The sequence below is a fragment of the Rhizobacter fulvus genome (assembly GCF_964020785.1).
This window is the reverse complement of record NZ_OZ224516.1, coordinates 1,301,524-1,326,667: the sequence shown is the minus strand read 5'-3', so window position 1 is coordinate 1,326,667 and position 25,144 is coordinate 1,301,524. Positions and strand designations below refer to the sequence as shown.

Genomic DNA, 25,144 nt, shown 5'->3' with positions numbered 1-25,144 from the left:
GAGGTCCACAACGAAAAAAGGCGATCGTTGCTTGACGATCGCCTGTTGAATGACTGATGCCCTGGTTAGGTCACGCGCGAGTAAAGCGGGTGACTTTCATCGTCGGGCACCACGAAGAACGCGTGATACCACTTGAGGGCGCGGAGCAGCGGTACCGAATGCTCTAGGCAAGCGGGCAATGCATCTACGAGTTGCTCTGCACCGGCCAACCAATCGACAGCATCGACTCTTGCTCTACCTTCTGTGTCGGCAAGTGCAGTGTGCCAAAACGGTACCTTCGGGAGGCTTAAACGGAGCAAACCTGTTGATTTCCATCCAGAAGTGATCCACTGACCCCGCTGATTTCCATTTAAAACTGACCCACGCAAGAACCCTAACCTGCTGCTTTGAGTGGCAGGGAGCAGTAGGAGTGATTGACGTGGCGACACTGAGTGTCATCAGGCGGTGGGCCCTGCGCGAGCAGCTGTCCATCCGCGAGATAGCCCGACGCACCGGCCTGTCTCGCAACACCATCAGGAAGTACCTTCGGGCCGGTACGGTCGAGCCCCGGTACGCGAAGCGCGCGAGCCCGAGCAAGCTCGACTCGTATGCCGACAAACTCTCGGGCTGGCTCAAGGCCGAGGCGACCAAGTCGCGCAAGCAGCGGCGAACGTTGAAGCAGATGCACGCCGACCTCGTCGTGCTCGGCTACGCGGGTTCCTACAACCGCGTCGCTGCCTTCGCCAGAGCTTGGACCGCGCAGCGGCACGAGGTCGAGCAGACCACTGGACGCGGCACCTTCGTGCCCCTGACCTTCGGCGCGGGTGAGGCCTTCCAGTTCGACTGGAGCGAGGACTGGGCCGTCATTGCCGGCGAGCGCACCAAGCTGCAGGTTGCGCACTTCAAGCTCAGCCACAGCCGGGCGTTCCTGCTGCGGGCCTACCCGCTGCAGACCCACGAGATGCTGTTCGACGCGCACAACCACGCCTTCGAGGTGCTGGGCGGCGTCCCGCGCCGCGGCATCTACGACAACATGCGCACCGCCGTCGACAAGGTTCGACGCGGCAAGGAGCGCGACATCAACGCGCGCTTCCAGGCCATGGTCAGCCACTACCTGTTCGAGGCCGAGTTCTGCAACCCCGCCTCCGGTTGGGAGAAGGGCCAGGTCGAGAAGAACGTGCGCGACGCTCGGCACAGGCTGTGGCAACCGACGCCTGCGTTCCCGACGCTGGACGCCTTGAACGACTGGCTCGAGCAACGCTGCAAGGCGCTGTGGGCCGAGATCAGCCACGGCAGGCTGCCCGGCACCGTTGCCGACGTGTGGGCGCAAGAGAAGGCGTTCCTGATGGAGCGGCCTCGCGCCTTCGACGGCTTCGTCGAGCACACCAAGCGTGTCTCGCCGACATGCCTCGTGCACTTTGAGCGCAACCGCTACAGCGTGCCGGCGTCGTATGCCAACCGCCCGGTGAGCCTGCGGGCCTATGCCGACCGGCTCGTGGTCGCGGCCGAGGGCCAGATCGTGTGCGAGCACGTTCGCATCATCGACCGGCGCCACGACACGAGCGGCCAGACCGTCTACGACTGGCGCCACTACCTGGCGGTGCTGCAGAGGAAGCCGGGAGCGCTGCGCAACGGCGCGCCGTTCGCCGAGCTGCCCGAGGGCTTCCGGCGGCTGCAAGGCTCGTTGCTCAGACAACCCGGCGGCGACCGGGAGATGGTGGAGATCCTGGCGCTGGTGCTGCACCATGACGAGCAGGCCGTGCTCGCCGCGGTGGAGCTGGCGCTGGAAGCCGGCGTGCCGACGAAGACGCATGTGCTCAACGTGCTTCACCGGCTGCTCGACGGCAAGCCGCCCGCGCCGCCGGTGACCGCGCCGCAGGCTCTGCGCCTGGTCAACGAGCCGCAGGCCAACGTGCTGCGCTACGACGCGCTGCGGGGCAAGGCCCAGGCCGCTGTGCACGCCTACGCGGCCAAGGAGAACTGCCATGCGTCATGACCCTGCGAGCGCGGCGATCGTGATCATGCTGCGCGAACTCAAGATGCACGGCATGGCGCACGCGGTAGCGGAACTGGCCGAACAAGGTGCACCCGCCTTCGAAGACGCGCAGCCGGTCCTGTCGCAGCTGCTCAAGGCGGAGACGGCGGAGCGCGAGGTGCGCTCGGTGGCCTACCAGTTGAAGCTGGCGCGCTTGCCCGTCTACCGCGACCTCGCAGGCTTCGACTTCGGGCAGAGCGAGGTCAACGAAGCACTGGTGCGTCAGCTGCACCGATGCGAGTTCCTAGAGGATGCGCAGAACGTGGTGCTCGTCGGCGGGCCGGGCACGGGCAAGACGCACCTGGCCACTGCGCTCGGGGTGCAGGCCGTCGAGCATCATCATCGGCGCGTAAGGTTCTTCTCCACGGTCGAGCTGGTCAATGCGCTGGAGCTCGAGAAGGCCACGGGCAAGGCCGGTCAGATCGCGCACCGGTTGATGTACGCCGACCTGGTCATCCTCGACGAGCTGGGCTACCTGCCGTTCAGCGCGTCAGGCGGGGCGTTGCTGTTCCATCTGCTGTCCAAGCTCTACGAGCGGACCAGCGTGGTGATAACGACCAACCTGAGCTTCAGCGAGTGGGCCAGCGTGTTCGGCGATGCGAAGATGACGACGGCGCTGCTGGACCGGCTCACGCATCATTGCCACATCCTGGAGACCGGCAACGACAGCTACCGCTTCAAGAACAGTTCAGCCCAACCAACCCAACCCAAGAAGGAGTCCAAGACCAAGAAGTTATCCACAACGTGAGCCCGCGGGGCTCAAATACGGGTGGGTCACTATTGAATGGAAAAGGCGGGTCAGGATTACGTGGAACTCAACAGACATGGTCACCATCCGAACGACCATGAGCGAATCAAACACACTTCCCACCACCCATGACCAGCCTGAGGACCCCCTTGGGGGGATAGCGGTTCGGTCAATTCCGATTCGCACGTCTCCCGAGCACTGCTCGCTAGCGGGTTGTTGCCCATGGTTGTCCACTCCGAGCGCACTCTGTCGGCGAACCAAGCAGAGGCGCTTCTCGCACTGCTTCGTAAAGACCGTTCAGCTCCGGGAGATGGCAACTTCGAGCGACTGGAAGCGGTAGATTCGACCTGCGTCAAGGAGAGCCGCATGACGGACATTGCCACGTATATGGGTACCGGTCACATCTCAAACCAAGATATAGACGCTTCCGTTTCGGCTACTCGGCTTTCCGGCGTACATGGTCTACGGCGCGGAGGTGAACGTGGACCCGCTTAACTACTGACTTTTTAGCTCGACCGTTAAGCTTGGGACGCACTGCATGCGCTTGGGCGGGAGCAATCACCAAATCACTGGCGCTAGTGCCCATCTTCCTGCGATGCGCCCCAGATCAGCACTTCGCACCTTGGTCATCGAGTCGCCACCTAAGCGCTTTCGACAGTGAGTCTCAGGCATCATTTGCGGCATGAGCATTCGCCTCCCCCGTATGTATGGCGCGATCGTCCGGAAGTCCGAGCGCTCCATGCCAATGATTGATGCGATGTGGAACCAATATCGCGAGCCTCAGCACATGCGGAACGAGGATCAGCACCTGGCGGGGTTCGAGCTGGCCATGGACTATCGCAACCTGGAATCGTTCTGCAGTCGCTGGGAGACGTCTGGCTTGCGACTCGGAGTCGACTATGTCCTGACATGCTCGGAAGACGGCGTTCTGTCCGCGGTGCCAGATTGGTTGCTGGAGGAGGAGGGGGAGTTGTTCTCCATTCCCGGGACCGGCGGCCCACCGCGATCAACGCCACGCCTCACGTTCGAGGAGCAGGAGGCCAAGCGCGAGGCCGACTATCAGGCTCGGATGGACAAGGACTTCCGAGAGATGGTCGAAGTCACTAGCGAGGTGTCTGCCCGCCGATGGCCCGGTGTCGCCATGACTTCTCCTGTCGAAATAGATATAAGGCTCTTAGCCGACTTTCTCGGTGAGTGCTGGGCACTCGTGGCCTTCGTCGAAGGCTGCCGTATAGGCGGTGCCGCTCGCACGTGGGTGGAAAAGACCTTTCCCACCAAGCGCTGGCACATCAGCGTGGCTAACGGATATACCAATGAGCTTCAGGAACGTCTGAAGGAGTTTTACACGCTGCGTGATCCCCTGACCTTCAACCGGTGCACCGAGTCGGAACAGGCCCAGTGGGCAAAAGCTTTGACCGCAGTGATGCGGCGCGCGGCCGAGTACGTTGCTGGTCTGGAAAAGGGGAGAAGCGCCGGCACCGTTGATCTGGAGTGCTTCGATGCTTGGAGGGCGCGAGCGGCGTCGACGTGAACTCTGGCTGGATGGGCGAACGCGTCGCTCTCAGCGCATACGGCGCTCCCGCTCGCCCATCTCCCTCAAGAGCACTTCGTCAGGTACTTTGATGCCACCGAATCAACGAGCCACACTCCGTTGACGCTCTGCAAGAACTTGATTCCGTCCGTATGCATTCGGTGCGCATCAATCTCGAAGACTACGGCTGCACCTCGACGGCCACCGACCGCGATTGCAGTCGCCCGATCTGGCGACAGGTGCACGTGATTGCGCTTCATCGGCCGAAGCCCGGAGCGCTCGATGGACTCGACGTTCACAGCGCTCGTGCCATGGAAAAGGCGAGACGGCGGAAACTTCGGACGAAGCTGCAGGTTCACTCCGCCGACTGAATGACCTTGGTTGGCCCGAATTGATTGCCCGTCGTCGGAGATTGCGAACCGCTGCTTGTCGCTCGTGCTGACAATCTCATCCAGCTTTGCGCGAGACATGTGGACGCCACGGGCGGCGAGCCCGGCGAGCAATGCGCCGATGGAAACCCAGCCATGGCGGTCCAACAAGACACCGGCGGAGTCGGGGCGGTGGCGGAGCACCCGAGAGACCTCCTTGCTCAGACGCAGGAGTTCCGCCCCGTCATCGACAGCGGCCGGCGGATTCCCTGGAAGGCTCATGCCCCATCTTAAGCGGCGCTCTTTCCTGGGCGACACTTGCGGAAGCTTGAGATCCGGAAGCGTCCAATGTCACATGATCCTTATCCCATAACTCTGCAGGCTCTGCTCGCTCGCTCTACCAGGCTACACGCTGCCTGGCAAGAGGCTGCCCAGTCGGCGTTTTACGCCGAACTCGATGGGTCAGATCTGCGTGGTCAGTTGGCACTGGATGCCTGCGCCTTGACGCTAGAGCATGCTGAGGGACTGAGGTTGCTTCTGGCCGAGGGTATCGAGAACTCTGCTTTGGCGTTACTTCGTGTGCAACACGAGGCGTTGTTGCGCGCTGCCTGGGTCGCCTACGCAGCTACGGACGCCAACTTGCGGGTGCTTGCAACAACGCATACGCCCGCTACCCTGAAGCAAGCTAACTCCTTGCCTTTGGCCCACGTACTGCTAGACGAAGTCGAGAAATCGGACGCCCCGGGCGCACTGAAGCGCGGACTGAGGGAGTTTCGAGAGCTGTCGTGGGCTGGAGTGAACTCGTATGCGCATGCCGGTCTGCTGCCTTTAGGGCGAGTTGGCGCAGGTCATGCGGAGTCGCAACTCGTGCAGGCGATTCAGGTCTCCAACGCAAATTGCTATGCCGCGCTAATGATTGCTGCAGAGGTAAGTTCGTCCGCCGACATCACCGCGCACATCAACCTGATTGCCGTCGCTCATCCTGATTGCATGCTTCAGGCATGACGCGTTTCCGCCTTGGGACTCGAGAGGTGTGCGCGTCCGCGTTGGCCATGGCGACTACGCATAATGTTTCCATGACGCTCAAGCGACTTGTCGGCATTTGTCTTTTACTTTGCGGCGGCGGCGCCGCTGTTGCGGGAGAACTGCTGCGTATCCCGACTCGCGAAGGCGTCACGACTACGCTGTTCTGGGAAGAGACCGCAAATGCCAGGGGAACGGTGCTCTTGTTTCCAGGCGGAGGAGGCGGATTCGGACGGATTGAGGCCGGTCAGCCGCAGAGTGGCAACTTCCTCGTGCGCACGGCCAAGTACTTTACAGAAGCTGGCTACAACGTCGCAATCTTCGGTCGGCCTACTGACAAGGCCGAGCTGGACTACGGTGACCGCATCGCCGAAGCGCACATCACAGACGTATCTAAGATCCTGTCGTTCGTGAAGTCTCGCAGCACCGTGCCGGCATGGCTTGTGGGCACCAGTCGCGGAACGGGATCTGCGACAGCGGCCGCGATCCGGCTCCAGGGTGAGCTTGCGGGCTTGGTGCTGTCATCGAGTGTGGTCAGCTACAAGAAGGTGGGCGCTGTGCCTCGCCAGGATCTGGCGGCTATCCGAGTTCCGGTCCTCGTGTTCCACCACGCAAAAGACGCATGCTGGGTGTGCGAGCCGCGTGTGGTTCCTTCAATACTCCGCGGCCTCACGAACGCGCCGGTCAAGCGGCTGATGATGGTGGAAGGTGGCTCTAACCCGAGCGGCGACCCGTGCGAGGCACGGCACGGGCACGGCTTCATTGGCATGGAAAAGGAAGCGGTGGATTGGATTACAGGATGGATGGCCGATCCCCGCTGAGCGGAGGCGATGACTTCTACTGTTGCCAAATAGCGCTGGTGTGAGTGCAGAACGGCCAGCTTGCAGCTGGCCTTTCGCAAAAAAAAAGTTAGCTAAGGGTCTACGGGCGCCAGCGAGAACTTGACTGCAACGAACGCCGCCAAGCCGCAAAGAGCAAGCGACGACAGGCCAATCGAGGCTACCGTAGCAAGCGGCTCGCCCGCATGGCTCGCGGAACCCATCCAGAACAGCAGGCCGACGGCAATCGTCGCCAAGCTGAAGATGGTCCCCCACGTAATGGCGTCACCTCGCTTGTGCGAGGCGCCTGTATCGTGCCGGTGAACCTTGGTCAGCATTCAAATCTCCTTAACGAAGCGATGGAGCTTCACATTGCCCCAACGGCGACGACGTTAAAGCCTGCAACCAGCACCGTCAACTGAGCTGGATTCTTCAACGGGTCATGCTCAATCTTCTGGCGCAGGGCGAGTATCGTGATGTATAGCAAGAGCGACGCAGCGGCAAACAGTAGGCCAGGCGCCGCCGCAATTGTGAGCATCTAACGTGTCGGAAATCAGGCCCCGTGCGGGTCGGATTGAATTGGAGGTGGCGGGGCGGGAGGGCCTCTCTCGGCCACAAGCGGTCCGTGGTGGATGACCGCAGAGTTGCCACCCAACCAGGGGGCGCATCAAACCGGGACAGCCATCAAGCGCCGTGCCTAAAGGCGACGGTTGAAGATAGGCGGGCGGTGCGCAAAATAGTAAAGACCGGACAGCACGTATGAAGCTGCTCAAGCGATGGCCAAGAACAAGGCGGCGCACGACGCGAATGTCAACCTGAAGATCAGCACGCAAGGCCTGCAAATAGACCTGACTGCGCCCATAAAGAAACGCCGCCGGTCGCCCATGGCACGAGAGCATAGAACTGGGCGATTTTCAGGGCTGGCGACTGCCAGCCGACGGGCAGCAAGTCTTCACAGCGTCGAGGGACCGAGAGCCTGCGCCGTTGATAGAGGCAGTCACCACGAGTGGTCTTCTGTTTCTCAGGGGCGCGGGCTTCGGCCTGGTAACGCCAGAGGAACGCACTCTGCGTAGGCTCGATCTCGATGCGACCGGCATGTGCCCGTTGCCACGATGGAGGAGTCAAATCATGTCGCACACTCATAGCGGCCTGCTGGCCGTATTGTTTTCGTCGCTGGCGCTCGCATCGTGCGGCGGTGGTGGGTCGACGGTCGATCCGAGCTCGCCCACTGCCGGACCGACAACTGACCCAGTGCCGTCTCCGTCACCGGCTCCAACCCCGGCACCGGCACCAAACCCGCCTCCAACGGCATCACCGCGTGCGGTATTGAGGGTCGCCAACGAAAGCACGACGACCGGTGGCGTGAGAACGGCAGAAAACACAATCTATGTTTTCGACCCGTCGGCTCCATCGGCAGCTGTCGCCACGGTGAACATCGGTGACGGGTTCGTACGCGGCACGCGCGCGTATACAGTCGACTCAACGACCCGAGGCAGATCTTCACTCGGTGACGCGCTCGCCTTCTACGTCAAGGACCAGCGACTCTGGCAAATAAATCTCTCGCCCGGCGCGTCGCATCTGCCCCAGGCGATATCAGCGCCAGGAAGCGCCTGCGCACTTGGGGGTCTGCCAATTCCACTTCGTCCGGACGGGACCGATGCCTGGGTACCAGTGGGGTCGTGCTCAAGCACCGCTTCCAGAGGCTACCTGAGATCGGGTGCCGCGTCGACTTCGGCGCCGATCGTGACCGCCGACGAAATCGTCGATGTCCTCGACGACGGTGCGCTCACCGCAGTTGGCCTGCTCGCGTCCACCGGGGCCGGAGGCTACGCGATGTACAAAACTGATTTGATCAAGATCGGCAACATCGGTGGTGCTGCAGGACAGGCGGACCCCGCCTCGCTCCCCTTCTCGCACGACGGCACAACAGCGCAGGCCGGCTACTTCCGCATGGGGAACAAACTGCAACGCCTGCGCTGGAGCGCCGACAGCGCGAGCTTTGAAGCGCCGATCCACACTTTCACATCAGCGGTCGGTTCTTCACTTTTTGGTTCAAGCGACAGTTCTGCATACTACTTCCCTGACGGTCTAGGTGTCTGGAAGGTTGCCGGTGGAGACACATCCAGCCTTGTGGCGCAATTGACCGCGGGCAATTCGATTCAGTACGTATTCGCGGGTGAGCGCGACTTGCTGCTGGTGCAAAGTGATGGTTCATCGCGGCAGAATCTGAGCGCAGTGCCGAAGCCCGGAGGCGCAGTCGTGGGTCTCGCAAGTAGCGTCAACTTCGGTGCGTACACGGCCGATTCCGTCGTTTACACGGACGACTCAACGCGGCTCTCGCGAGCGATCGATTTCGATGGGCAGAACGACCGCTCGCTCGGTCCCATTGGTTCGCTAGGGGCAGGCACGTTCTTTCGCCGCGACTCGGTGAACGATCAGATGTATGCACAGTCGTCGGTCGTCTGCGTACCGACTAGCACGGGCGACACGACATGTTCGGGCGGGGGCGAACTGCGCGAGGTTGACATCGCCTCGGGCCAGTCGATACGGCTCGGAATACTCGCCGCATTGACCTCTCCCTTCAGTTCCGTGCTTGGAGTGCTGGACGGTGCCAGCGATACGCCGCCAGCCGCCGGAGGGGTCACGCTGCTCGCCACGTCTTCGGCTGGCGTTACACCGCCACCGCCCGCAACAGCCGCGTCGCGCACCGACTTCTACCTGGTTGTGCAAGGTGTTGCAGATTCGTTATTGCGGCTGACAACCCGGGTACCCTGAAAACACTACGCCCCCCACAGAAAGAGCGCCCCGACAGTATTCACGAGCGAGTCCTTCGTCCTCAGAGTTCGCCGTTCATGGCAATGCATGGGCACCGCACGGCCGAGAAATCTCCAGAGTTGCCGAGACTGGAGTTCGTGCGACCGGCGGGCGCAAACCTCGTCGTCAGGGCGACTTGGCGAGCATTCGGGCATCATCTATCCGCTTGCAGCTAAATCGAGAGCGTCCACCTGGTGCGCAGGTTAGTTTCTCTTGGACCAGAGCCACAACTCAAAGGGGGCAGCGTTGACATCCGAGGACGGCATGAATGCGGGTCCGACCGTGCAACTGACGCTCATCGGTTCGCCCACACTTACGGTGGACCAGACCCTGCATCCGCTAGAACGGCGAGATGCGGCGCTGCTCGCCTATGTGGTGTTAAATGGTCCAGTGCCGAGGGTTCGCGTTGCGACGCTCCTGTGGCCCGGAGTGAAGACGCAAACCGCGCAGACCAACCTCCGACAGCGGCTTTTTCGCCTCAAACAGCGCGCAGGAAGGGACTTGGTCACGCCCGGTTTGGGACTCGCGTTGCACAACCAAATCAAATGCGACTTGACTGTGGCCGCACGCGAAGTGATGGCCGACGAGTTGGGCCTTCCTCGGCTGCTGGGCTCTTTCACCTACGAAGATTGCGACGAACTTAGCGTGTGGCTGGAGCAAGTGCGTGCACAGCATCACTTGGATCGACTCGCGCGGATTTCGGGAGCGGCAGAGCGACTGGAAAACGAGGGGCAGGTGGCTCAGGCCCTGGTCTATGCCGAGGCGTTCGTCTGTGCGGCGCCGGCCGAGGAACACGGCCATCGCCGGGTGATGCGTTTGCACTATCGGCGAGGCGACCGGGCCGGTGCACTGGCCGCCTTCGATCGATGCAAAGATGCCTTGTTCAGAGAACTCGGCGAGCGGCCGAGTCAAGAGACGATCGAGTTGGCCGAACTGATAGCCAGCAGCAGTGCCATGCTCAGGGTCGAGCAGACGCGTTCGGCTGTGTCGACGGTTCGCCCTCCTCGCTTGATTGGGCGCGAACATGAATGGCGAGCGCTGAGTGAGGAGTGGGATCGCAGCCGATGCATCCTGATTATCGGAGAGCCCGGCATCGGCAAGAGCCGCCTAGCAACCGAATTCGCCCAGACGCGTTCTGGCGCTCTTCAAGTGCCGGCCTTGCCTGGCGACCATCTCACGCCGTACGCAACCGCGTCGCGGATCCTGAGATACCTGGGAAGACCTGCATTCGAAGCCGGTAGTTCGTGGGCGCGCGAATGGCTTGCGCATCTTGTCCCAGAGTGGGCTGGAGCGCCGCAAGGCACGGTGGGCGACCTGCAAATGCAGAGAGCATTTGTGGCAACCATCGGTGCGTCCAGCCGCGATGGCGCTCCACGCGCCCTGGTTCTGGATGACGCTCAGTATGTCGACGATGCCTCGCTGACGCTGTTGCTGGCGTGGATGTCGGAGCCCAACCAAGCCCGAACACTCCTCACCTCGCGTCGCGACGGGGTGCCCCCTCCCATACGCGCTTGGCTCGATGACCGAGATGATGCCGTCTACGAACTCGAACTCGGGCCGTTGCGCACCGAAGTTCTTGGCGAATTCGTCGACTCACTGCGGATCGAAGGAGTGAAAAGCGACCAGTGGGCACCAATCCTCGCGAGACGCTCGGGCGGAAATCCGTTGTTTGTGCTCGAACTGATTAGAGAGACGTTGTCCCGACCCGATCGGGATCCGACCGCGGCGGCCAACGCATCCCCCGCACAGGTGAGCCGCCTGCTGGATAGGCGCCTCACACGCCTCTCGAGCGAGGCGTTGAGTCTTGCCCAGGTAGGTGCGCTCTGTGGCCCCGATTTCGACGCGGATCTTGCCGCAGCGGTCTTGGAGTGCCATCCACTGGGTTTGACCGGGCCATGGCGCGAACTGGAGCAAGCACAGGTTCTCGTGGGTGAGACATTCGCGCACGATCTGGTGCGTGAGGCCGTGCTTCGCACGATCACAAGTGCCATTGCGACGGCAATGCATCGGCGAATCGCGCAGCAGCTTGAGAGCTCCTCGGTCGGACTGCCGTCGGCACGAATCGCAGATCATTTCCAAAGAGGCGAGCAATGGTCCGAGGCCGCACGACATTTCGAGGAAGCCGGGAGGGCATCGCACCGAGCAGCCCGGCCGCTCGAGGCCCTGCAGTATTGGGACGCCGCGTCCGACTGTCATCGACTCGCGGGAGACCTGCCTGGAGCATTCCAGACGCGACATGAGGCCATCGAGCCAGCCATCATCGCGTTGCCGCACGAGGTGACTGCTGGGCGGGTCCAGTCGCTGATCGAAGACGCTCGCGGTGAGGGAGAACGGATGCAAGCAAATCTGGCGCATGCGAAGTTCACCGCCACAGCCGGTGACTTTGCTAGCGCGCTGACGACGTCGAGCGAGGCCGTTGGAATCGCTCGACGCATCGGCGATCGGAAGTTGGAATGCGCCGCAGTGGCGGTTTTCGGTGTATGCCTCACGATGACCGGTCAAGCTCGCCAGGCTCTCGAGGAGTTCGCGGCGATGGCGACGCATCTGTCGCAGATCGGCGACCACGGTGTTCTATCCGATTTCCATTCGGGGCATGGACACGCGCTCTCGGCCCTCGGATTGACCGGGGAAGCTGTCGAGGCGATGCTCACCGCTGCCCAGTGGGCGGAACGCTCTGGGGATACTGACTCAGTTGCGCTCAACCTAGGCAACGCGGCAACTTGCTTAGGGTACCTCGGCCGATACACGGAGGCCATCGCGGCGGCGCAAAGGGCCCACGATCTGCAGTCCAGACTTGGGCAAATGCAGGGCGAGCCGTTTGCCGTCGGGCTCATGAATCTGGGCATGTTCACCCTCGCTGAGGGTCGGTTCGTCGAGGCTCTCGGTTACTTCGAACGATCCCTCGACTCGGCTCGTCGCGGAGCTGCTGGCAGGTTGAGTACGGTGATCGAGGGGCACTTGGCCACGGCCTACTTACGCCTAGGTCAACCTGCACGCGCACGTCAGGTGCTTTCGCCGATCTCCGACCTGCCGGTGCCTCGCATCCTGGCGCGGCGCGCCATCTTGGACTGGCGCATCCGTTCTCATTCGACTGCTGCCGCTTGGACGAATCTGCTGGATGCACTCTCGAAGCACGGGGAGGCCTTGGTCGCCATTGATCTTTGGGGGCTGGAACTGGCAATCGCTACAGCGGAGCCGCCGGAACCGGCCCTTAGACGGGCGAAGGCGGTTCGTGACGCATCGGTGCGGGCCAATCAACCGGGCGTCGCGCTGTCTGCCTTGTTCCGCATGGCAGCGGCCGAGCACCGGCTGGGTGATTTGGACAGCGCAACGCGCTCGGCACGGAGCTGTCTGGAGGAAAGGGAGCACGCTGCTCCGTACGACATCGAGGCGCCGGAATTCTGGTGGACAACCTATCGCATCTTCTCCGAGGCGGGGGAGAGAGAAGCGGCAGAGGCAACGCTACAGCGCGGAATCGAGTGGGTCGAGCGCAGTGCGTCACATGTTTCCCCGCCGTTCCTCGAAGCCTATCTTCATCGCAGCAGGTTTGTCCCCCAGTTGCGCCGGGCGGCTCGCGAAGGTTGAGCTTGCGACTGGAGATCTTCGCAGGCTGCGTGACTCACTGCGGCAGTCCGAGGCGCGTTCGGGCAAAGGCATTGATGGGTGACCGATTTCCGATCAGCCTTCGTGCAGCAGATTGGGGGCTGGTAACGCCCTGGGAACGCACCTCGGCTTAGTCTTGGGCCCACGCGTCGGTAGCTGGGAGCTTTTTCATCTAACACCGTGACAATAGGGTGACTATGAGCGTCTGTTCGAAGCAGCGAGAGGCAATGCATGAGATCGCACAGGCGGTCAGCTGTCGAGCTGTGACGGACGTTACGGTGGCGCGTGCGACACCGACTGTGGCTCAGTCCGCATCCCTGGTCGCGTTACGGGGGCGCCGGGCAGGGATCGCGCTTCTCTGCGCAGCACACTTCGCGACCGCGGTGGCTCAGTCATCCGGGATTCCGGTAACAGTCCTCGATGACTACCGCAACGAGAGGTACGACAAAGCAATTTCTGCGTTGGAAACCTTATCCCAGAGAGACGACAACCTTCAGGCTCAGGGTCTGTTGTGCGAAGCAAAGATGCTGGGGCGGGGAGTCGAGAAAGCCGGTAGCAAGTTCCCCCCGATCTGCCGGGATGCATACGAGCGTGGGAGCGTGGTGGCGAAGTCCTTCTACGCAGCGCATCTGCTATCAGTTAGTCCAGTTGACCTGGGGCGCGGTCGCGAACTCGCGCTAGAGGCAGAGAGAGAGGGAGATGCGAGAGGTGCGAACGTAGTCGGAAACACATACTTTCTCGGATTGGCGGTCGCGAAAGATTTGGGGGCCGCGTTCAAGCATTACGAGCTAGGCAGGCAGCGAGGGAGTGCCACCGCCAACTACGTTTTGGCCCTCTACTACTTCAATGGGTACGGTGTCGTGAACCCCGACAACGAGCGAGCTCTGGCGTATTTGAATCAAGCCGTCGCTCGTCACAGCCCGGAGGCCATGCTGCTGCTACAAGCGCGTTGCCCAAGCCCACCTGCGTCCTACCAGTGCCTCATGTGTCGCTGTGACATCAATTGCTCACCTACTCATCTTCAATCCTGAGAAAGAGAAAATATGCGCCAAAGCCAAGCCATGTTCAGGCACATCTCTTTCGGTGCGGGGTGTTCTCTCATCGCGGCGTTATTCAGTGTAAGTGCGCAGGCGATAGAAGTTCCCAATGTGGTACTCGTACCGATCGCCGAAAATGCGGTGTGCGCTCCGAGTAACAAGGAGGTCCTCACGAAAATTGTTTCGGGCGCTCTTACGCCGATCAATGTTGCCGTTGCCCCTACCCAGATTGGCGACCTTCCGGAACTGACGGTCATCGCGCTGGGAACCGCTTTCAGCACAGCGACAGACAATCGTTGCGTCTGGGCTATATCGATCACCTTGGACTTTCCAACGCGCTACACCTTGCCTGGTTCAAAGGACAACAGCACGTTCTACTCACTAAACGCCTGCCACTACGCAATGATGAACGCTTCGAGCCCGTTCGCACTCCGCGAAGCGTTCGCTCGCGACCTTCGGCGACTTCTCGCGAAATGCTGGGCCGATGTCCGCAAGATGTGAGTTCAACATCGGGCCGCGGGGCAGGCGCGCGTGGACTCCAAATCCGGATACCGTTTAAGAACGCAGCCTACACGAGACGAGGGCCGGCCCCAGCGTTGATGCCGCTGATGAATGCGCAGCGACCCAGAACGGCGCTCGCCTGCATATCTGGACCTGCCAGCCAAATTCACAGAGACGAAGATCATGAACCGCAAAGTCATAGCCTCTTTGATCATCATCGCGACTTGCTGCCTAAGCACCGCATTTGCCGACGTCATCTGGATCGGAAGGCCGACCCTCCGCGACTATTTTGCGTACAGCGCACAGAGGGCTTTCGAACAGGCCCAAGAGATGCAACAAAATATGGCGGCCTTCAACCGACAGATCAGCGACGCGCGTACCGCGTACTTTTCTGCCTCGCCAGCCAACCGGGCTGGCGCCGGAGACAGGTTTGGCGAACTTCTTCTTGAGAAGGATTTGCTGATCGCAACGTCCGAAGTCATGGGAGGCGGGGGAGATCCGGCGAAGGTGATGAACCTTCTCATGCGTATTGCTGGCAATGGGGAATTGCCGGACAAGGGCATCCCAGCGAGCGCGGCATCGGCGTATGGAGAGTGGATCTCCGACATGCAGCGCCGTTCGGGCGGCGGTTTTGGAGCCATGCCCGACCCGATCAAGAGCGCGCAAGCGCTTCTGCAGGGCGGCAGTCTCAAGTCGTACGAGAAATACCGTCGATTGAGGGATCAGGCCGAGTTCGATGAGGACGAGGCCTCACGAAATGGAGGTGTGCGTAGGTTGATGGAGCACGCCAGTTTCCCGGCCACTACCCTCATCCTGAAGACGGATGCCATTGGTTTCGATAGCCGCGTCCGCTCTCTAAGTGAGAAGATTCTTGTGTGTATCTATGCCGGCATGACTTCAACGAAATACTACTTTTGGGAGGGTCGCGCTCCGGACAACATCACGGCGTTGATGGCCATGAACTACACGGCCGGCAGCACCACGCTGGGCCTGCTGAAGGATCATGCCGTCAGCGCGTGCCCGGCTGACAGCAAGCAGGCGGCCGTTCTGGCGTCCACCAATCTCAAGGAGCCGCTCACAACGCCGATGCTCAGGGAGGGCAGATCGCAAGCCCAGTCGATGCCCCTGACGCCCGAGCAGGCCGCACAGCAGGAAGCGTCACGCCGAGCCGCGACAGACAGGAAGGCCCAGTCGGATGCGCGCGCAGAAGCTTTCCGGGCTTGCAATGAACCCTGGCTAGCTGAAATCGCGGCGGCACGCCGTGAACACCGCCAAGCCAAGGGCTCAATCGCGAATAGCGAGTGCAACGCCAGAGCACGTCTCGATCATCCGGAAAACGTGCCAGCCTACGAGTCCGCTCGTGTTGAGCAGGCGAATGATAGAAGGGCAAATGGGCTCGCGTTGTCCGTTGATTTAAAGGAGTGCGTGCTGCAGTTCAAGGCGGCAACGCAAACGGGCGCTGTGTCTCGAGAGGCTCAGATAGTTGCCCGCCAGCAATACGACCAGTGCGCGACTGCAGCCCGAAGCAAATACTCGCGATTACGCTACTTGGACCGCCAACGCTGCGCCTCCGCACCGGGCCGGGTAGGAATGTGCGGTGAGTGAAACAGTGGGCGGCCGGCAATGTGCGCAAGCGCCGGCCTTCCCGGAGGCGGGAGCGCGGGTACGACGGCTTCCCCTATGGCGACTCACCCCGTCGCACTTCATGACCGTGCGGGCGGATCCACTCAGCGGGTAGGCGCCTGACTTCCTTATCGTCGGCGAAGAATAAATGCAATCGGCATTCCGCGACGACGGCCTCAGCTCACTTCTTGTAGAGGGAGCATGTACCTTGCACCCAGAACTTCGCGCTGTCGTATGCGTTCTTGTCGGGATCAACCACGGGGCGCTTGATGACCTGTGAATAGGCAAGCGTCGTTTTGTCTATCGAAAGATTTGCCGCAATCCCCCGTGTGTCGGAGGTGTTGATGCCATAGGCGTTCGCGGTATTGGCGTTGAACGTGGAGAGAGGGAATAGCTTTTGACCGCACTCGGGAAGGGCCTTGATGTCTTCGGCTTCACAGTCGAGAGTAACAATCTTATGAACTTGACTCGCCCCTTTGAAGACGGCGCCTTTGACTTCGTTTGGCTCGCATATGAAGAACGGACCGGTCTTGTCCAAGGCGGCTTGGGCTAAGGGGCTCAATTTGGCGGGTTCAGTATTCGCTTGCGCTGGCGGCTTGGGATCCGCCTGCGGTTCTGATTTGCGAGTCGCCGGTCCCGGAATAAGGCTAGCTGGATAGATGTCGAATGTTGGCGTTGGGAACATCTCCTCGCGATACCTGTCCCACTGGAAGCTCTTGAAGTAAGGAAACGGCTCCAGTCTCTGCCCGCTCGGGCAACCAGACATCCCGTTGCGGCTGCCGCCTCTGGCCTTGAACGCGCTGTCGGAGACGCAGTAGCTGACGTCGCCAGCGCCGGACCTGCTCGGCTGCGTGCCTTTACCGTCAGGCACGCTTCGCGCGCTCACGTAGACCGCCATGTCTTCCCCTCCCGATACGTTTCCTGCGGGAAGGACGATGCACTCGCCAGCGGCTACTGCCCACCAGCCCTCACGGGTCCAGACGTTAGGATTGTCGAACACGACGATTTCGGCAATCACCGTCGCAATATCCAGCTTGATCGAGCTCTTGTTGCAGATCTCGATGCCAGCCCATTCATCCCCTCCGGCGAGAGCTGCGTGGGTGACTGCGCACAGGCCGATCGCTGCAAGCCTGATGCTTGATCGCGCGCGACCCGCACCCGAATATCTGACCGGTTGCCAGGCACAGCGCATGGCTGCGAGGTTCGATAGAATTCGCCGGGAAATTTGCACGCATCGCCCTTCTGTAGCAGATACAGCGGTACGGCGCTTTCGCGCTTTTGGCCTTGTTATACACGGACAGGGCTCTTCGCCTGCGAAGTAGACCTCATGCACAGCGGCGCGACGTAAGCGGCAACGGCGTCTCTGACTTTAGATCGCGGGCGTGGCGATCAGTTGTGGTCATAGTGAATGGTCGGCGTTGCGCTCGCGCGTGCTAGCCGTTGGCGGAGAAGTTGGCTCACTTCGCTCCGGGTGTAGAGGCGCGCCTATGACGGTCAGGCTTCAGAGCAGAATCGGTCATATCCTGCCGCCTCCCTTCGTGCGGCGGCAGGCGAAAGTTGCCAACGGTCAGTCTTCGATGTAGCTCGACGCGCTACTCTTGGGTTGGAAACTGGACGGCCACGCCTGTCCGATAGTGTGAGCAGATTCCGTGCCCGAAAGCGGCAGGCGCCGTATGACTTCGAACACCATCAATCTTGGCCCATCGTCGCCTTTGCCCGAAGATGGGATGTCCCTTCGCATGCCCTTCAAGCGCACAGGGTAAAAGCCGCTTCGCGTCCCTTGGCCGTTACTCATGTCTAATGTTGAGCGACAGCTTTCCGAACGCCTAACGCGCGGATCGACTGACCGCTCTGGGTCCAACTGAGGCGTCCGCAAGCGGCGGCTTCTGGGAATCGAAGCCTCAAGGTCGGCTTTCCGGCGACGAATCCGACGGGCCGGCCGCCTCAAGTCGACCCTGGGCGGAAACCGATTCGCTCGATTGCGCGGCCCAAAAGCCGACGTTCGAATACGAGCGATTGCAAGCGCGCCTCGATACGCAAGAGAAATCAATCTGCTCACAATCAGCAGGACCAACGACACGGCTGACACGCGATTCAACGTGAAGATCCAACCGACGGCGTAGTCCTCACACAGGTAGGACTTCTCGCTCATCTGAGCTGCGACTTGCTGAAGTCAATGCGCACCTCAGAAGGAAGAAGAGAGTTGGATCGTCATCATTCAGAACGCGACCTTCACAAGCGATGCTGACCGTCTGGCGGCAGGTGATGCGGCGTTCGCGCGCACCTCCGTAGCGTGTATCCCTGAATGCTACAGAGCCTCGAAGTGCTCGCCTAGTTCTGCAGCCGGTGCACGTATGATGGAGCACGCTTCCGCTGATTTTCAAGACTTCCATGACTGAAAAGTCGCTCGCACTGTTCCAGGACCTGAACCTGCGCACACGCTCTGCCGATGTGGCGATTCGCAATGCAATCCTCAAGCAGGTGACTGCCCCTTGGGCTCACGATCCGGAGCGGGAGAAGCACTCCCTGGAACTCAGGCTTCATGGCGAGGACGTCATTGCGTTCACCAGGGAGCCGTTTGACGGCATCGCTGGCTCCAGTCTTATGCTCTGGCAAGTAGAGGATGGGTACCGTGTCTCAAACATCGTCCCCAACAAATCTGGTGAGCTAGGCGTCAAGCGTTACAACATCATCTTGCGTGACTTCGTTGAGCGGATCGCCAGGCCTGCCGCCGCAGAGGCTGGATTCAAAGTTGACCTGACTTCGGAATTCCAAACTCTCGAGGCTTGGGTAGGTGACGAGGTTGCAACTAAGCTGCGGCGATTTTCTTCTGCGGCGAACAAGTCCACGGGCGCGTCGCACCCCATGGATCAAAGCCGATGGTTCGAGTTCATCATTGAAGCGCATAAGCGCTCAGTGCGATTGGACCCAGACCGCTTGGTACGCTGGCTCATAGAGGTGGAGCGCTGGCCGCAGGACATCGCGATTGAACTGGCGATGGAGTATGAGACGTCGCGCGCGCTGCTCGAGAAGTACGACGAGGAAGCATGAGCCTCAGCCCCGCGGAGGCAACGCACCTCTCTGCGCAGGGTCTGCCGATTCTTTGCGTAGATACATGCACGCTGCTCGATGTCATTCGCGACATCACGCGTGAGTCGATTCGACTAAGCGACGCACAGTCTGGATTTCATATCCTCAACGCAGCTGAAGCCGGCGGCAAGGTAATCGTCGTGATGGCGGAGCAGGTTAGCCGCGAGTTGGCGGCCAATGCCAAAGGTGTCTACGACGAAGCTGAGCTCCATCTCAAGAACTTCAGGGAACAAGCCCAACGGATCCACGATATCTCGGTCGAGTTCGGCGCCGCGGGCACGCTGGCTACGGGGCATCTAATTGGACACGTGGGCAGAGCGCAAGTGGTCCTGAACCGGTGGACTGCGGCTTCTCAGAAAGTGGCGCAGGGTACCGAGGTCACTGATCGCGCGTTCAATCGAGTAAACGCCGCGCGCACACCCGCGAGGAAGGGGAAGGACTCGATCAAGGACTGCGTTGTCATCGAGACGTACCTGGAGACCGCGCAGCAGCTGCGCGCCGCGGGACTGACATCGAAGATTGTCTTTGCGTCGTCGAATACCAAAGACTATTGCGGCAGTGGTACTTCGCACCTGCAGGCAGACATCGCTGCCGACTTTCGAGCACATGCGATTGAGTACGCACCAAATTTTGGCGCCATTCGGGGCTGCCTTAAAATCTAGCTCGGCTATAGGTCGTGCGCTGTCGAGCCTCCCCATCGGGGACTTTCGGCTCCAAGTGGGAGAGTCTGAATCGCAACGCTAGATTTGGCAACGAGCGGGTTGGGGCTGCCTGAGACCGGTCACTCATGATCGGCAACTCCTGGCCGGTTGTTAGAGTCCGCCAACGACCGCTGTGGGGATGCACAGTTTGATCCGCCCGGGCTCAGCCGACAGGCAGCTTCAAAGCGAGCCGTCAGACCGCTATGGGTCGCATACGGGTTCTCCCGAATGCCGGCTGTGCTGCCGGCCAACTTGAAGGGCAGCTCTACGGTTGACTGCTCGAAGCCGCGTGAGGCAGCTCCGACCCGTCGCTGAGTTTGCATCAAGCCCAAAGCTGCCAATGGCGCAGGCGCCAGCGTTGAACGTGCCCATTGAAAAGCGCTCGCCCGACGTTTGGAGATTCCCGAGGGGTTGAACACGCGCGCGGCTACCGCGGCGGCCTCAGAATCAAGCGCCATGGCACCTTCCAAATTGATCATGGGCGTGCAAGACGGCGTGTTGACGCTGTCGCTCAACCGGCCCGAAAAGCTGAACGCAATCGACAACGATCTAGCGCGCGACTTGTTGTCCGCGTTGGCTACGGCGAACAGCGATCCATCGGTGCGGGTGGTCGTTGTCAACGGCAACGGAAAGGCGTTCTGCGCCGGGAGGGACATCTCGACTGCACCCACCGACGAGGACCTGGTACTGGTCCAGGCCGTCTCGATGGCCATCGTCGACTTGACGAAGCCCCTGATCGCGGCCGTGCACGGGTGGACCGTCGGAGCGGGGCTCGAGTGGATGCTCAATGCGGACGTGGTAATTGCCGCGTCGAGCGCCCGGTTCAGGTTGCCCGAGGCATCCATCGGCGTGTTCGTCACGGGTGGCCTCACCGCGACGCTCCCGGCTTACGCGGGACTCGCGCGTGCCAAGGCACTCATGCTGCTCGGCGAGGAGTTCTCGCCGACGCAAGCGCTGGATTGGGGGCTGTTGTGGCGTGTCGTGGCGCCGGACCAGCTCGATTCGGAGACTCGACGTGTGGCCCGGCAGATCGCCTCGCTGCGACCGGAAGTGGTGAGTCAGTACAAGCGGGTGCTTAACGCGGTGGGACTGCCCAACTTCCAGCGTGCGATTGAACTGGAGAGCGAGGCACAACGAGCTATTGCCGGCCACCAGGTATCGCCGGGGTAATGCTTCCCACGATGGTGCGAAGGTCGGCTCCACGGCCATGGCGAGTACGTCCCGTCGTGGCCGAGTCCTGGAGGCCACGAACGGCTGCTTTACGGACCCGAAGCGCGTTGAGCCGAGGCTTGGCTGTCGGGCAGCTTCGGAGAACCAACGAATGCCGCCGGCTATCGGTTCGGCGACTTCCTGCGCGTGGGCACGCCGCTCTTCCTGATCATGTCGAACGTGCTGGCCTGGCACTACGGGCTGTGTTCGCGACGCGGGTGACGGCTGGGGGTGCGGTGACCGATCGAGACCGTTCGTCCCCGACCTCGCACCGCACCCTGTGAAGAACCGGACGGGCTCACGACCAGGTCGTGATCGGCTACCGCCGGGCGGCTGCGGTCTCCATCGAACCGGGCGGTTTGCGGGTCACCGGTTGCCGGCTGCAACGTTGTCGCCCGCGCTGAACTCCTGCCGGCTGATGCGCCCGTCGCCGTTCTTGTCCAGGCTCTGCCACTGGCCCCGGACGCTCGCATCGCTCTTTGCTTCGTCACGGTCCAGCAGGCCGTTGCCGTCGGTGTCCAGCTTGCCGAAGCGCTCGCTGACGGAACCGGCATGGCTGGCGTCCGTCTTGCCAGATGCAGCGTGGGCGTTCGAGGCGCTCGCGTTGCGCGGCCGGTCGGTCGGCGGCAACACCGTCACCAGGTAGACATCGACGTCGCGCACCCAGGACGGGTCGTTCAGGTTCGCCAGCCGGCTCGCGTCGAAGCTCCTCATCGACTGGATTCTGGACTTGTCCACGTCGAGCACCAGATCGTCCCTGTCCTTGCCGAGTTGGAACGCGCTCATCGGGAACGCGAAATTCTTCTCGGGCGTCGTCCAGCTCGGATCGAAGGCCAGCACCGCGTAGTGGACCTTCGGGGCGGCCATGTTGATCACCAGGTCCTTGATGTCGCCGATGTCCTCGCCGGACCGGCTGTGGACGTCCTTGCCGATCAGGTCGCTGACGCGGTGCGCGCTCGCGCCGTCGGTCGGCTGCCGGATGCCCCACGCCTTGTCGAGCGATGCGATCCGCTCGGGCTTCGCGAAGAACATGGCGTTCCAGTCCGAGCGGTTGATTGATGCGCTTTCGAGCTTGTCCTTGCTGACGTCGTAGACGAACTCCTCGCGGTCCTTGCCCAGGCGCAATTGCTTCGCGGGCACGGCGAACAACTTCTCGGCGCTCAGGATGCCCGGGTCGAACGTCATCACGGCATAGCGCACATCGCCGCTCCTCATGTCCACGATCAGGTCGGTGATCTCGCCGATGTCCTTGCCCTTGCTGTTGCGCACGTCGGTCCCGATTACCTTGGTGGCGCGCATGCCGCGGTACGAGACGTCCTGCTTCGACGCGGCAGGGCCGCCCTGCGCTTGCGTGGCGGCGCTGGTGCTTCCCGTCGTCGCGCCGGGGTTCTGCGCCGCATGTGCCGATGTCACGGCCATCGCTGCAGCGGCGACGGGCAAGGCGGCTTGGCGGAAGATCTTCAACAGTTGGCGTTGCATATATCGCTCCTTCATCGAGATTGGCCTCGGAGCGATTTCGATCATGGTCACCCGATGCGGTTCGGGACCGCCCGGCCGGACATCCTCGACCGCGCTTGTAGGAGCGTCCCGACGGGGACAACCCGAGGTGCCGGCCGTGCCGGGGAGCGGGGACTCGACTCGGCGTGCCGATCGATGTCAGCGGCGTCCGAGTCGGTCGCGAAACTGCAGCGTGATCGCGCGCCGGGCACCTTCCGGATGCGCCGTGACGCGGAAGTCGAGCACCTCCCGCGGCAGCAGGCGATAGGTGCCCATGTAGGAGACGCGATCGTTCGCGGTGACCTCCCGCATCGCCACCGGGCTCCGCGCGCCCAACAGGTTGTGCACCTGCACCTCGAGCCTCGCCGCCACGTTGCGCATCGCGCCGCCTTCCTGGTGCTGCACGGTCACATTCAGCACGGCCGTGTTCGGGTCGGTCGGGATGCCGTGCTCCTCGCGGACCGCCGGTGGCAGGTTCGCGGCGCTCGTCGTGCTGGCGCGCAGGCGGTAGTCCCCGCTGTTCTTGACGTGGGACTGGGCAGCCGCGGGCGGCGCGGTGGCCGACAGGCACGCGGCGAGCGCCAATGCCGCGGCCGCGGTGGCAGGCGTGAGCGTGCTCACCGCATCACCCCGCGGGCAGCGCTGGCGTCGCGGCCGCCGGCGAGGGGCGTGGGCCGCAGACCACGTGCGCGATCGGTCATGACGTTGCGGCCGGCGTCACGCGCCAGACCGTGTTGCCGACGTCGTCGGCGATCAGCAACGCGCCGTTGCGGTCGATCGCGACGCTGACCGGCCTGCCGTGGGCGATGCCGTCTTTCGTGAAGCCGGTGACGAAGTCCATCGGCTGGCCGACGGGCCGGCCGTTCTCGAACTTGATGAACACGACGCGGTAGCCGTTCAGGTCGGGGCGGTTCCAGCTGCCGTGCTCGCTGACGAACGCTCCGCCTGCAAATTGGGGCGGGAATGCCTGCGCGTTGTAGAAGGCCAGCCCCAGCGGCGCCACGTGCGAACTCAGTCCGTAGTCGGGCTTGATGGCCGCTTTGACCATCTCGGGCTTCTGCGGTCGCACGCGCTCGTCGACGTTCTGGCCCCAGTAGCTGTACGGCCAGCCGTAGAAGGCATCGCGCTTCACCGAGGTCATGTAGTCGGGCACCAGGTTCGGGCCCAGTTCGTCGCGCTCGTTGACCACGGCCCAGAGCACGTCGCTGCCGGGGTAGAACGTCAGACCGTTCGGATTGCGCAGGCCGCTGGCGAATACGCGGTAGGCGCCGGTGGCCGGGTCGACTTCCCAGATCGCGGCGCGGTTGGTCTCCGCGATCGCGCCGCGCTCCATCACGTTGCTGTTCGAGCCGACGCCGACGTAGAGTTTCGAGCCGTCGGCGTTGGCCGTGAGGCTCTTGGTCCAGTGGTGGTTGATCGGCCCGGCCGGCAGGTCGGTCACCTTGACCGGCGGGCCGCCGATCGACGAGTCGCCCACCTTGAACGGGAACCGAAGAATCGCGTCGGTATCGGCGATGTAGAGCGAGTCGCCGACCATCACGACGCCGAACGGCGCGTTCAGGTGGTCGATCAGCACGCTTTGCGTCGGCTTGCCGTCACCGCTGGCCGCGCGCAGAAGCAGCACCCGGTTGCTCGGTCCGCCGCCACCACCGCCGCCGCCGTGAGCGATCGATTCGATGAAGTCCATCACCGGCCGCTTGGGTCGCTCGATCGGTTCCTTGCCGCCCTTCTTCGATTCGATCACCAGGATGTCGCCGTTGGACAGCGGATAGACATTGCGCGGGTTCGACAGACCGCTGGCCACCGCCTCGATCTTGAAGCCCGTCGGCACGGTGGGCGTCTCTCCCTGCGACCAGGCGACCGCCTTCGGCACGTTCATGCCGGGCAACAGGCCGCGTGATGGCGCGGGCAACTGGGGGTCGGGTCCATATTGGGTCGACTTGTCGAAGGCGTCGTCGCCGCTGCCGCCGCCGGCAGCGAAGACCGAGAACGCGGCCATTGCGACGACAAGGCGCGCGCCGATGCGGGCCGGTCCGCGCAGCGCGCGGTGCGTAGCGCGGCGGGTGCGGGCATTCATGGGCGCACCTCCCTCGGCCGATGAACGACCCAGGTCACCGGCACCTGGAACAGCGCGCCGGTGGCCGCGAGCGCGAGCACGGCACCGACGATCGACAGCGTCATGCCGGTCGGCACCACCGCGGTCCAACCGTCGATGGTGTGCACGAACGAATTGAACACCTCGACCGCCAGCGCGATGTAGAACAACGCGAGGTGCGCCCAGCCCACACTGCCGCGGCGCACCGCCCGGCTCGCCAGGAATTCGATCAGCAAGGCGATCGCCGCGAGCCCGCCCACGGCAAGCCCGAAGGCGATCAGCCACTCGGAGAAATGGAGCCACATCAGGTACTCGCTCTGCACGTAGGCGATGTCGGTGATCACGGCCGCGACGAAGCAGACGACCGGAACCGGGAAGAGAAGGAGGTAGATCGACGCCATCGTCCGCGCGATGCCGGGCTCCACAGGGGTCACGTAGTCAGCCATCGAGTGTTTCTCCGTTGTGTTTCGAC

Annotated in this window: 20 protein-coding genes; 12 read left to right on the top strand and 8 right to left on the bottom strand. The window is 62.3% G+C overall.

Features of this window, described 5'->3' with window-relative positions; translation table 11 throughout:
• Window positions 1–409 precede the first annotated feature (409 nt).
• The 3 genes from istA (at window position 410) to ACWH49_RS06365 (ending at window position 4,293) form a co-directional block, all read left to right on the top strand.
• Window positions 410–1,975, top strand: a complete 1,566-nt coding sequence (gene istA / locus ACWH49_RS06375) for an IS21 family transposase (RefSeq protein WP_448170694.1) — start codon at window positions 410–412, stop codon at window positions 1,973–1,975.
• A complete protein-coding gene (istB, locus tag ACWH49_RS06370; RefSeq protein WP_448170693.1) occupies window positions 1,965–2,762 on the top strand; it encodes an IS21-like element helper ATPase IstB in 798 nt (265 codons plus the stop codon). The genes istA and istB overlap by 11 nt, the downstream gene beginning before the upstream one ends.
• 682 nt (window positions 2,763–3,444) lie before the next feature.
• Window positions 3,445–4,293, top strand: coding sequence for a hypothetical protein (locus ACWH49_RS06365; protein WP_448170692.1), 849 nt, complete (start codon window positions 3,445–3,447; stop codon window positions 4,291–4,293).
• 65 nt (window positions 4,294–4,358) lie between these two features.
• Here ACWH49_RS06365 and ACWH49_RS06360 read toward each other — a convergent pair whose 3' ends face one another.
• A complete protein-coding gene (locus ACWH49_RS06360; protein ID WP_448170691.1) occupies window positions 4,359–4,943 on the bottom strand; it encodes an RNA 2'-phosphotransferase in 585 nt (194 codons plus the stop codon).
• A 66-nt stretch (window positions 4,944–5,009) separates the two neighbouring features.
• Here ACWH49_RS06360 and ACWH49_RS06355 point away from each other — a divergent pair, with 66 nt between their 5' ends.
• Together ACWH49_RS06355 and ACWH49_RS06350 are read left to right on the top strand one after the other, a co-directional pair.
• Window positions 5,010–5,666: a DUF6988 family protein gene (locus tag ACWH49_RS06355; RefSeq protein ID WP_448170690.1), complete on the top strand. Its 657-nt coding sequence runs from the start codon at window positions 5,010–5,012 to the stop codon at window positions 5,664–5,666.
• 71 nt (window positions 5,667–5,737) lie between these two features.
• Window positions 5,738–6,505, top strand: a complete 768-nt coding sequence (locus ACWH49_RS06350) for an alpha/beta hydrolase (protein WP_448170689.1) — start codon at window positions 5,738–5,740, stop codon at window positions 6,503–6,505.
• A gap of 92 nt (window positions 6,506–6,597) precedes the next feature.
• Here ACWH49_RS06350 and ACWH49_RS06345 read toward each other — a convergent pair whose 3' ends face one another.
• Both ACWH49_RS06345 and ACWH49_RS06340 read right to left on the bottom strand, forming a co-directional pair.
• Window positions 6,598–6,840: a hypothetical protein gene (locus ACWH49_RS06345; RefSeq protein WP_448170688.1), complete on the bottom strand. Its 243-nt coding sequence runs from the start codon at window positions 6,838–6,840 to the stop codon at window positions 6,598–6,600.
• A gap of 29 nt (window positions 6,841–6,869) precedes the next feature.
• Window positions 6,870–7,040 carry a hypothetical protein gene (locus ACWH49_RS06340; RefSeq protein WP_448170687.1) on the bottom strand — a complete coding sequence of 57 codons (171 nt, stop codon included), beginning with the start codon at window positions 7,038–7,040 and terminating at the stop codon, window positions 6,870–6,872.
• 1,205 nt (window positions 7,041–8,245) lie between these two features.
• Here ACWH49_RS06340 and ACWH49_RS06335 point away from each other — a divergent pair.
• The 4 genes from ACWH49_RS06335 (at window position 8,246) to ACWH49_RS06320 (ending at window position 16,062) form a co-directional block, all read left to right on the top strand.
• The gene (locus tag ACWH49_RS06335; protein WP_448170686.1) at window positions 8,246–9,277 is read left to right on the top strand and encodes a hypothetical protein; all 1,032 of its coding nucleotides are present in this window, start codon (window positions 8,246–8,248) and stop codon (window positions 9,275–9,277) included.
• Between the two features lie 252 nt (window positions 9,278–9,529).
• A complete protein-coding gene (locus tag ACWH49_RS06330) occupies window positions 9,530–12,901 on the top strand; it encodes an ATP-binding protein (protein ID WP_448170685.1) in 3,372 nt (1,123 codons plus the stop codon).
• Between the two features lie 1,061 nt (window positions 12,902–13,962).
• Complete coding sequence (locus ACWH49_RS06325; protein WP_448170684.1) at window positions 13,963–14,457, top strand: hypothetical protein; 495 nt, start codon at window positions 13,963–13,965, stop codon at window positions 14,455–14,457.
• Window positions 14,458–14,640: 183 nt separating this feature from the next.
• A complete protein-coding gene (locus tag ACWH49_RS06320) occupies window positions 14,641–16,062 on the top strand; it encodes a hypothetical protein (protein WP_448170683.1) in 1,422 nt (473 codons plus the stop codon).
• Between the two features lie 199 nt (window positions 16,063–16,261).
• On the opposite strand, the gene ACWH49_RS06315 is transcribed toward ACWH49_RS06320, so the two are convergent.
• Window positions 16,262–17,311, bottom strand: a complete 1,050-nt coding sequence (locus ACWH49_RS06315; RefSeq protein ID WP_448170682.1) for a DUF1036 domain-containing protein — start codon at window positions 17,309–17,311, stop codon at window positions 16,262–16,264.
• A 1,160-nt stretch (window positions 17,312–18,471) separates the two neighbouring features.
• Here ACWH49_RS06315 and ACWH49_RS06310 point away from each other — a divergent pair.
• The 3 genes from ACWH49_RS06310 to ACWH49_RS06300 all read left to right on the top strand — a co-directional run bounded on the left by ACWH49_RS06310 (window position 18,472) and on the right by ACWH49_RS06300 (window position 21,041).
• Window positions 18,472–19,131: a hypothetical protein gene (locus ACWH49_RS06310; protein WP_448170681.1), complete on the top strand. Its 660-nt coding sequence runs from the start codon at window positions 18,472–18,474 to the stop codon at window positions 19,129–19,131.
• Complete coding sequence (locus ACWH49_RS06305; protein ID WP_448170680.1) at window positions 19,128–19,832, top strand: PIN domain-containing protein; 705 nt, start codon at window positions 19,128–19,130, stop codon at window positions 19,830–19,832. Before ACWH49_RS06310 ends, ACWH49_RS06305 begins: the two co-directional genes overlap by 4 nt.
• A gap of 495 nt (window positions 19,833–20,327) precedes the next feature.
• The gene (locus ACWH49_RS06300; RefSeq protein WP_448170679.1) at window positions 20,328–21,041 is read left to right on the top strand and encodes an enoyl-CoA hydratase/isomerase family protein; all 714 of its coding nucleotides are present in this window, start codon (window positions 20,328–20,330) and stop codon (window positions 21,039–21,041) included.
• Window positions 21,042–21,446: 405 nt separating this feature from the next.
• On the opposite strand, the gene ACWH49_RS06295 is transcribed toward ACWH49_RS06300, so the two are convergent.
• The 4 genes from ACWH49_RS06295 to ACWH49_RS06280 form a co-directional block, all read right to left on the bottom strand.
• Window positions 21,447–22,559 carry a PRC-barrel domain-containing protein gene (locus ACWH49_RS06295; protein ID WP_448170678.1) on the bottom strand — a complete coding sequence of 371 codons (1,113 nt, stop codon included), beginning with the start codon at window positions 22,557–22,559 and terminating at the stop codon, window positions 21,447–21,449.
• Between the two features lie 177 nt (window positions 22,560–22,736).
• Window positions 22,737–23,198, bottom strand: a complete 462-nt coding sequence (locus ACWH49_RS06290; protein WP_448170677.1) for a DUF4426 domain-containing protein — start codon at window positions 23,196–23,198, stop codon at window positions 22,737–22,739.
• Window positions 23,199–23,274: 76 nt separating this feature from the next.
• The gene (locus tag ACWH49_RS06285; protein ID WP_448170676.1) at window positions 23,275–24,654 is read right to left on the bottom strand and encodes a PQQ-dependent sugar dehydrogenase; all 1,380 of its coding nucleotides are present in this window, start codon (window positions 24,652–24,654) and stop codon (window positions 23,275–23,277) included.
• Window positions 24,651–25,118: a DUF2231 domain-containing protein gene (locus ACWH49_RS06280; RefSeq protein ID WP_448170675.1), complete on the bottom strand. Its 468-nt coding sequence runs from the start codon at window positions 25,116–25,118 to the stop codon at window positions 24,651–24,653. The genes ACWH49_RS06285 and ACWH49_RS06280 overlap by 4 nt, the downstream gene beginning before the upstream one ends.
• Window positions 25,119–25,144 lie beyond the last annotated feature (26 nt).

Coding starts and splice junctions, on each gene's coding strand:
- istB (WP_448170693.1), top strand. CDS start 1,965: ATGCGTCATGACCCTGCGAGCGCGGCGATCGTGATCATGCTGCGCGAA.
- ACWH49_RS06365 (WP_448170692.1), top strand. CDS start 3,445: ATGAGCATTCGCCTCCCCCGTATGTATGGCGCGATCGTCCGGAAGTCC.
- ACWH49_RS06360 (WP_448170691.1), bottom strand. CDS start 4,943: ATGAGCCTTCCAGGGAATCCGCCGGCCGCTGTCGATGACGGGGCGGAA.
- ACWH49_RS06355 (WP_448170690.1), top strand. CDS start 5,010: ATGTCACATGATCCTTATCCCATAACTCTGCAGGCTCTGCTCGCTCGC.
- ACWH49_RS06350 (WP_448170689.1), top strand. CDS start 5,738: ATGACGCTCAAGCGACTTGTCGGCATTTGTCTTTTACTTTGCGGCGGC.
- ACWH49_RS06345 (WP_448170688.1), bottom strand. CDS start 6,840: ATGCTGACCAAGGTTCACCGGCACGATACAGGCGCCTCGCACAAGCGA.
- ACWH49_RS06340 (WP_448170687.1), bottom strand. CDS start 7,040: ATGCTCACAATTGCGGCGGCGCCTGGCCTACTGTTTGCCGCTGCGTCG.
- ACWH49_RS06325 (WP_448170684.1), top strand. CDS start 13,963: ATGCGCCAAAGCCAAGCCATGTTCAGGCACATCTCTTTCGGTGCGGGG.
- ACWH49_RS06320 (WP_448170683.1), top strand. CDS start 14,641: ATGAACCGCAAAGTCATAGCCTCTTTGATCATCATCGCGACTTGCTGC.
- ACWH49_RS06310 (WP_448170681.1), top strand. CDS start 18,472: ATGACTGAAAAGTCGCTCGCACTGTTCCAGGACCTGAACCTGCGCACA.
- ACWH49_RS06305 (WP_448170680.1), top strand. CDS start 19,128: ATGAGCCTCAGCCCCGCGGAGGCAACGCACCTCTCTGCGCAGGGTCTG.
- ACWH49_RS06300 (WP_448170679.1), top strand. CDS start 20,328: ATGGCACCTTCCAAATTGATCATGGGCGTGCAAGACGGCGTGTTGACG.
- ACWH49_RS06295 (WP_448170678.1), bottom strand. CDS start 22,559: ATGCAACGCCAACTGTTGAAGATCTTCCGCCAAGCCGCCTTGCCCGTC.
- ACWH49_RS06285 (WP_448170676.1), bottom strand. CDS start 24,654: ATGAATGCCCGCACCCGCCGCGCTACGCACCGCGCGCTGCGCGGACCG.
- ACWH49_RS06280 (WP_448170675.1), bottom strand. CDS start 25,118: ATGGCTGACTACGTGACCCCTGTGGAGCCCGGCATCGCGCGGACGATG.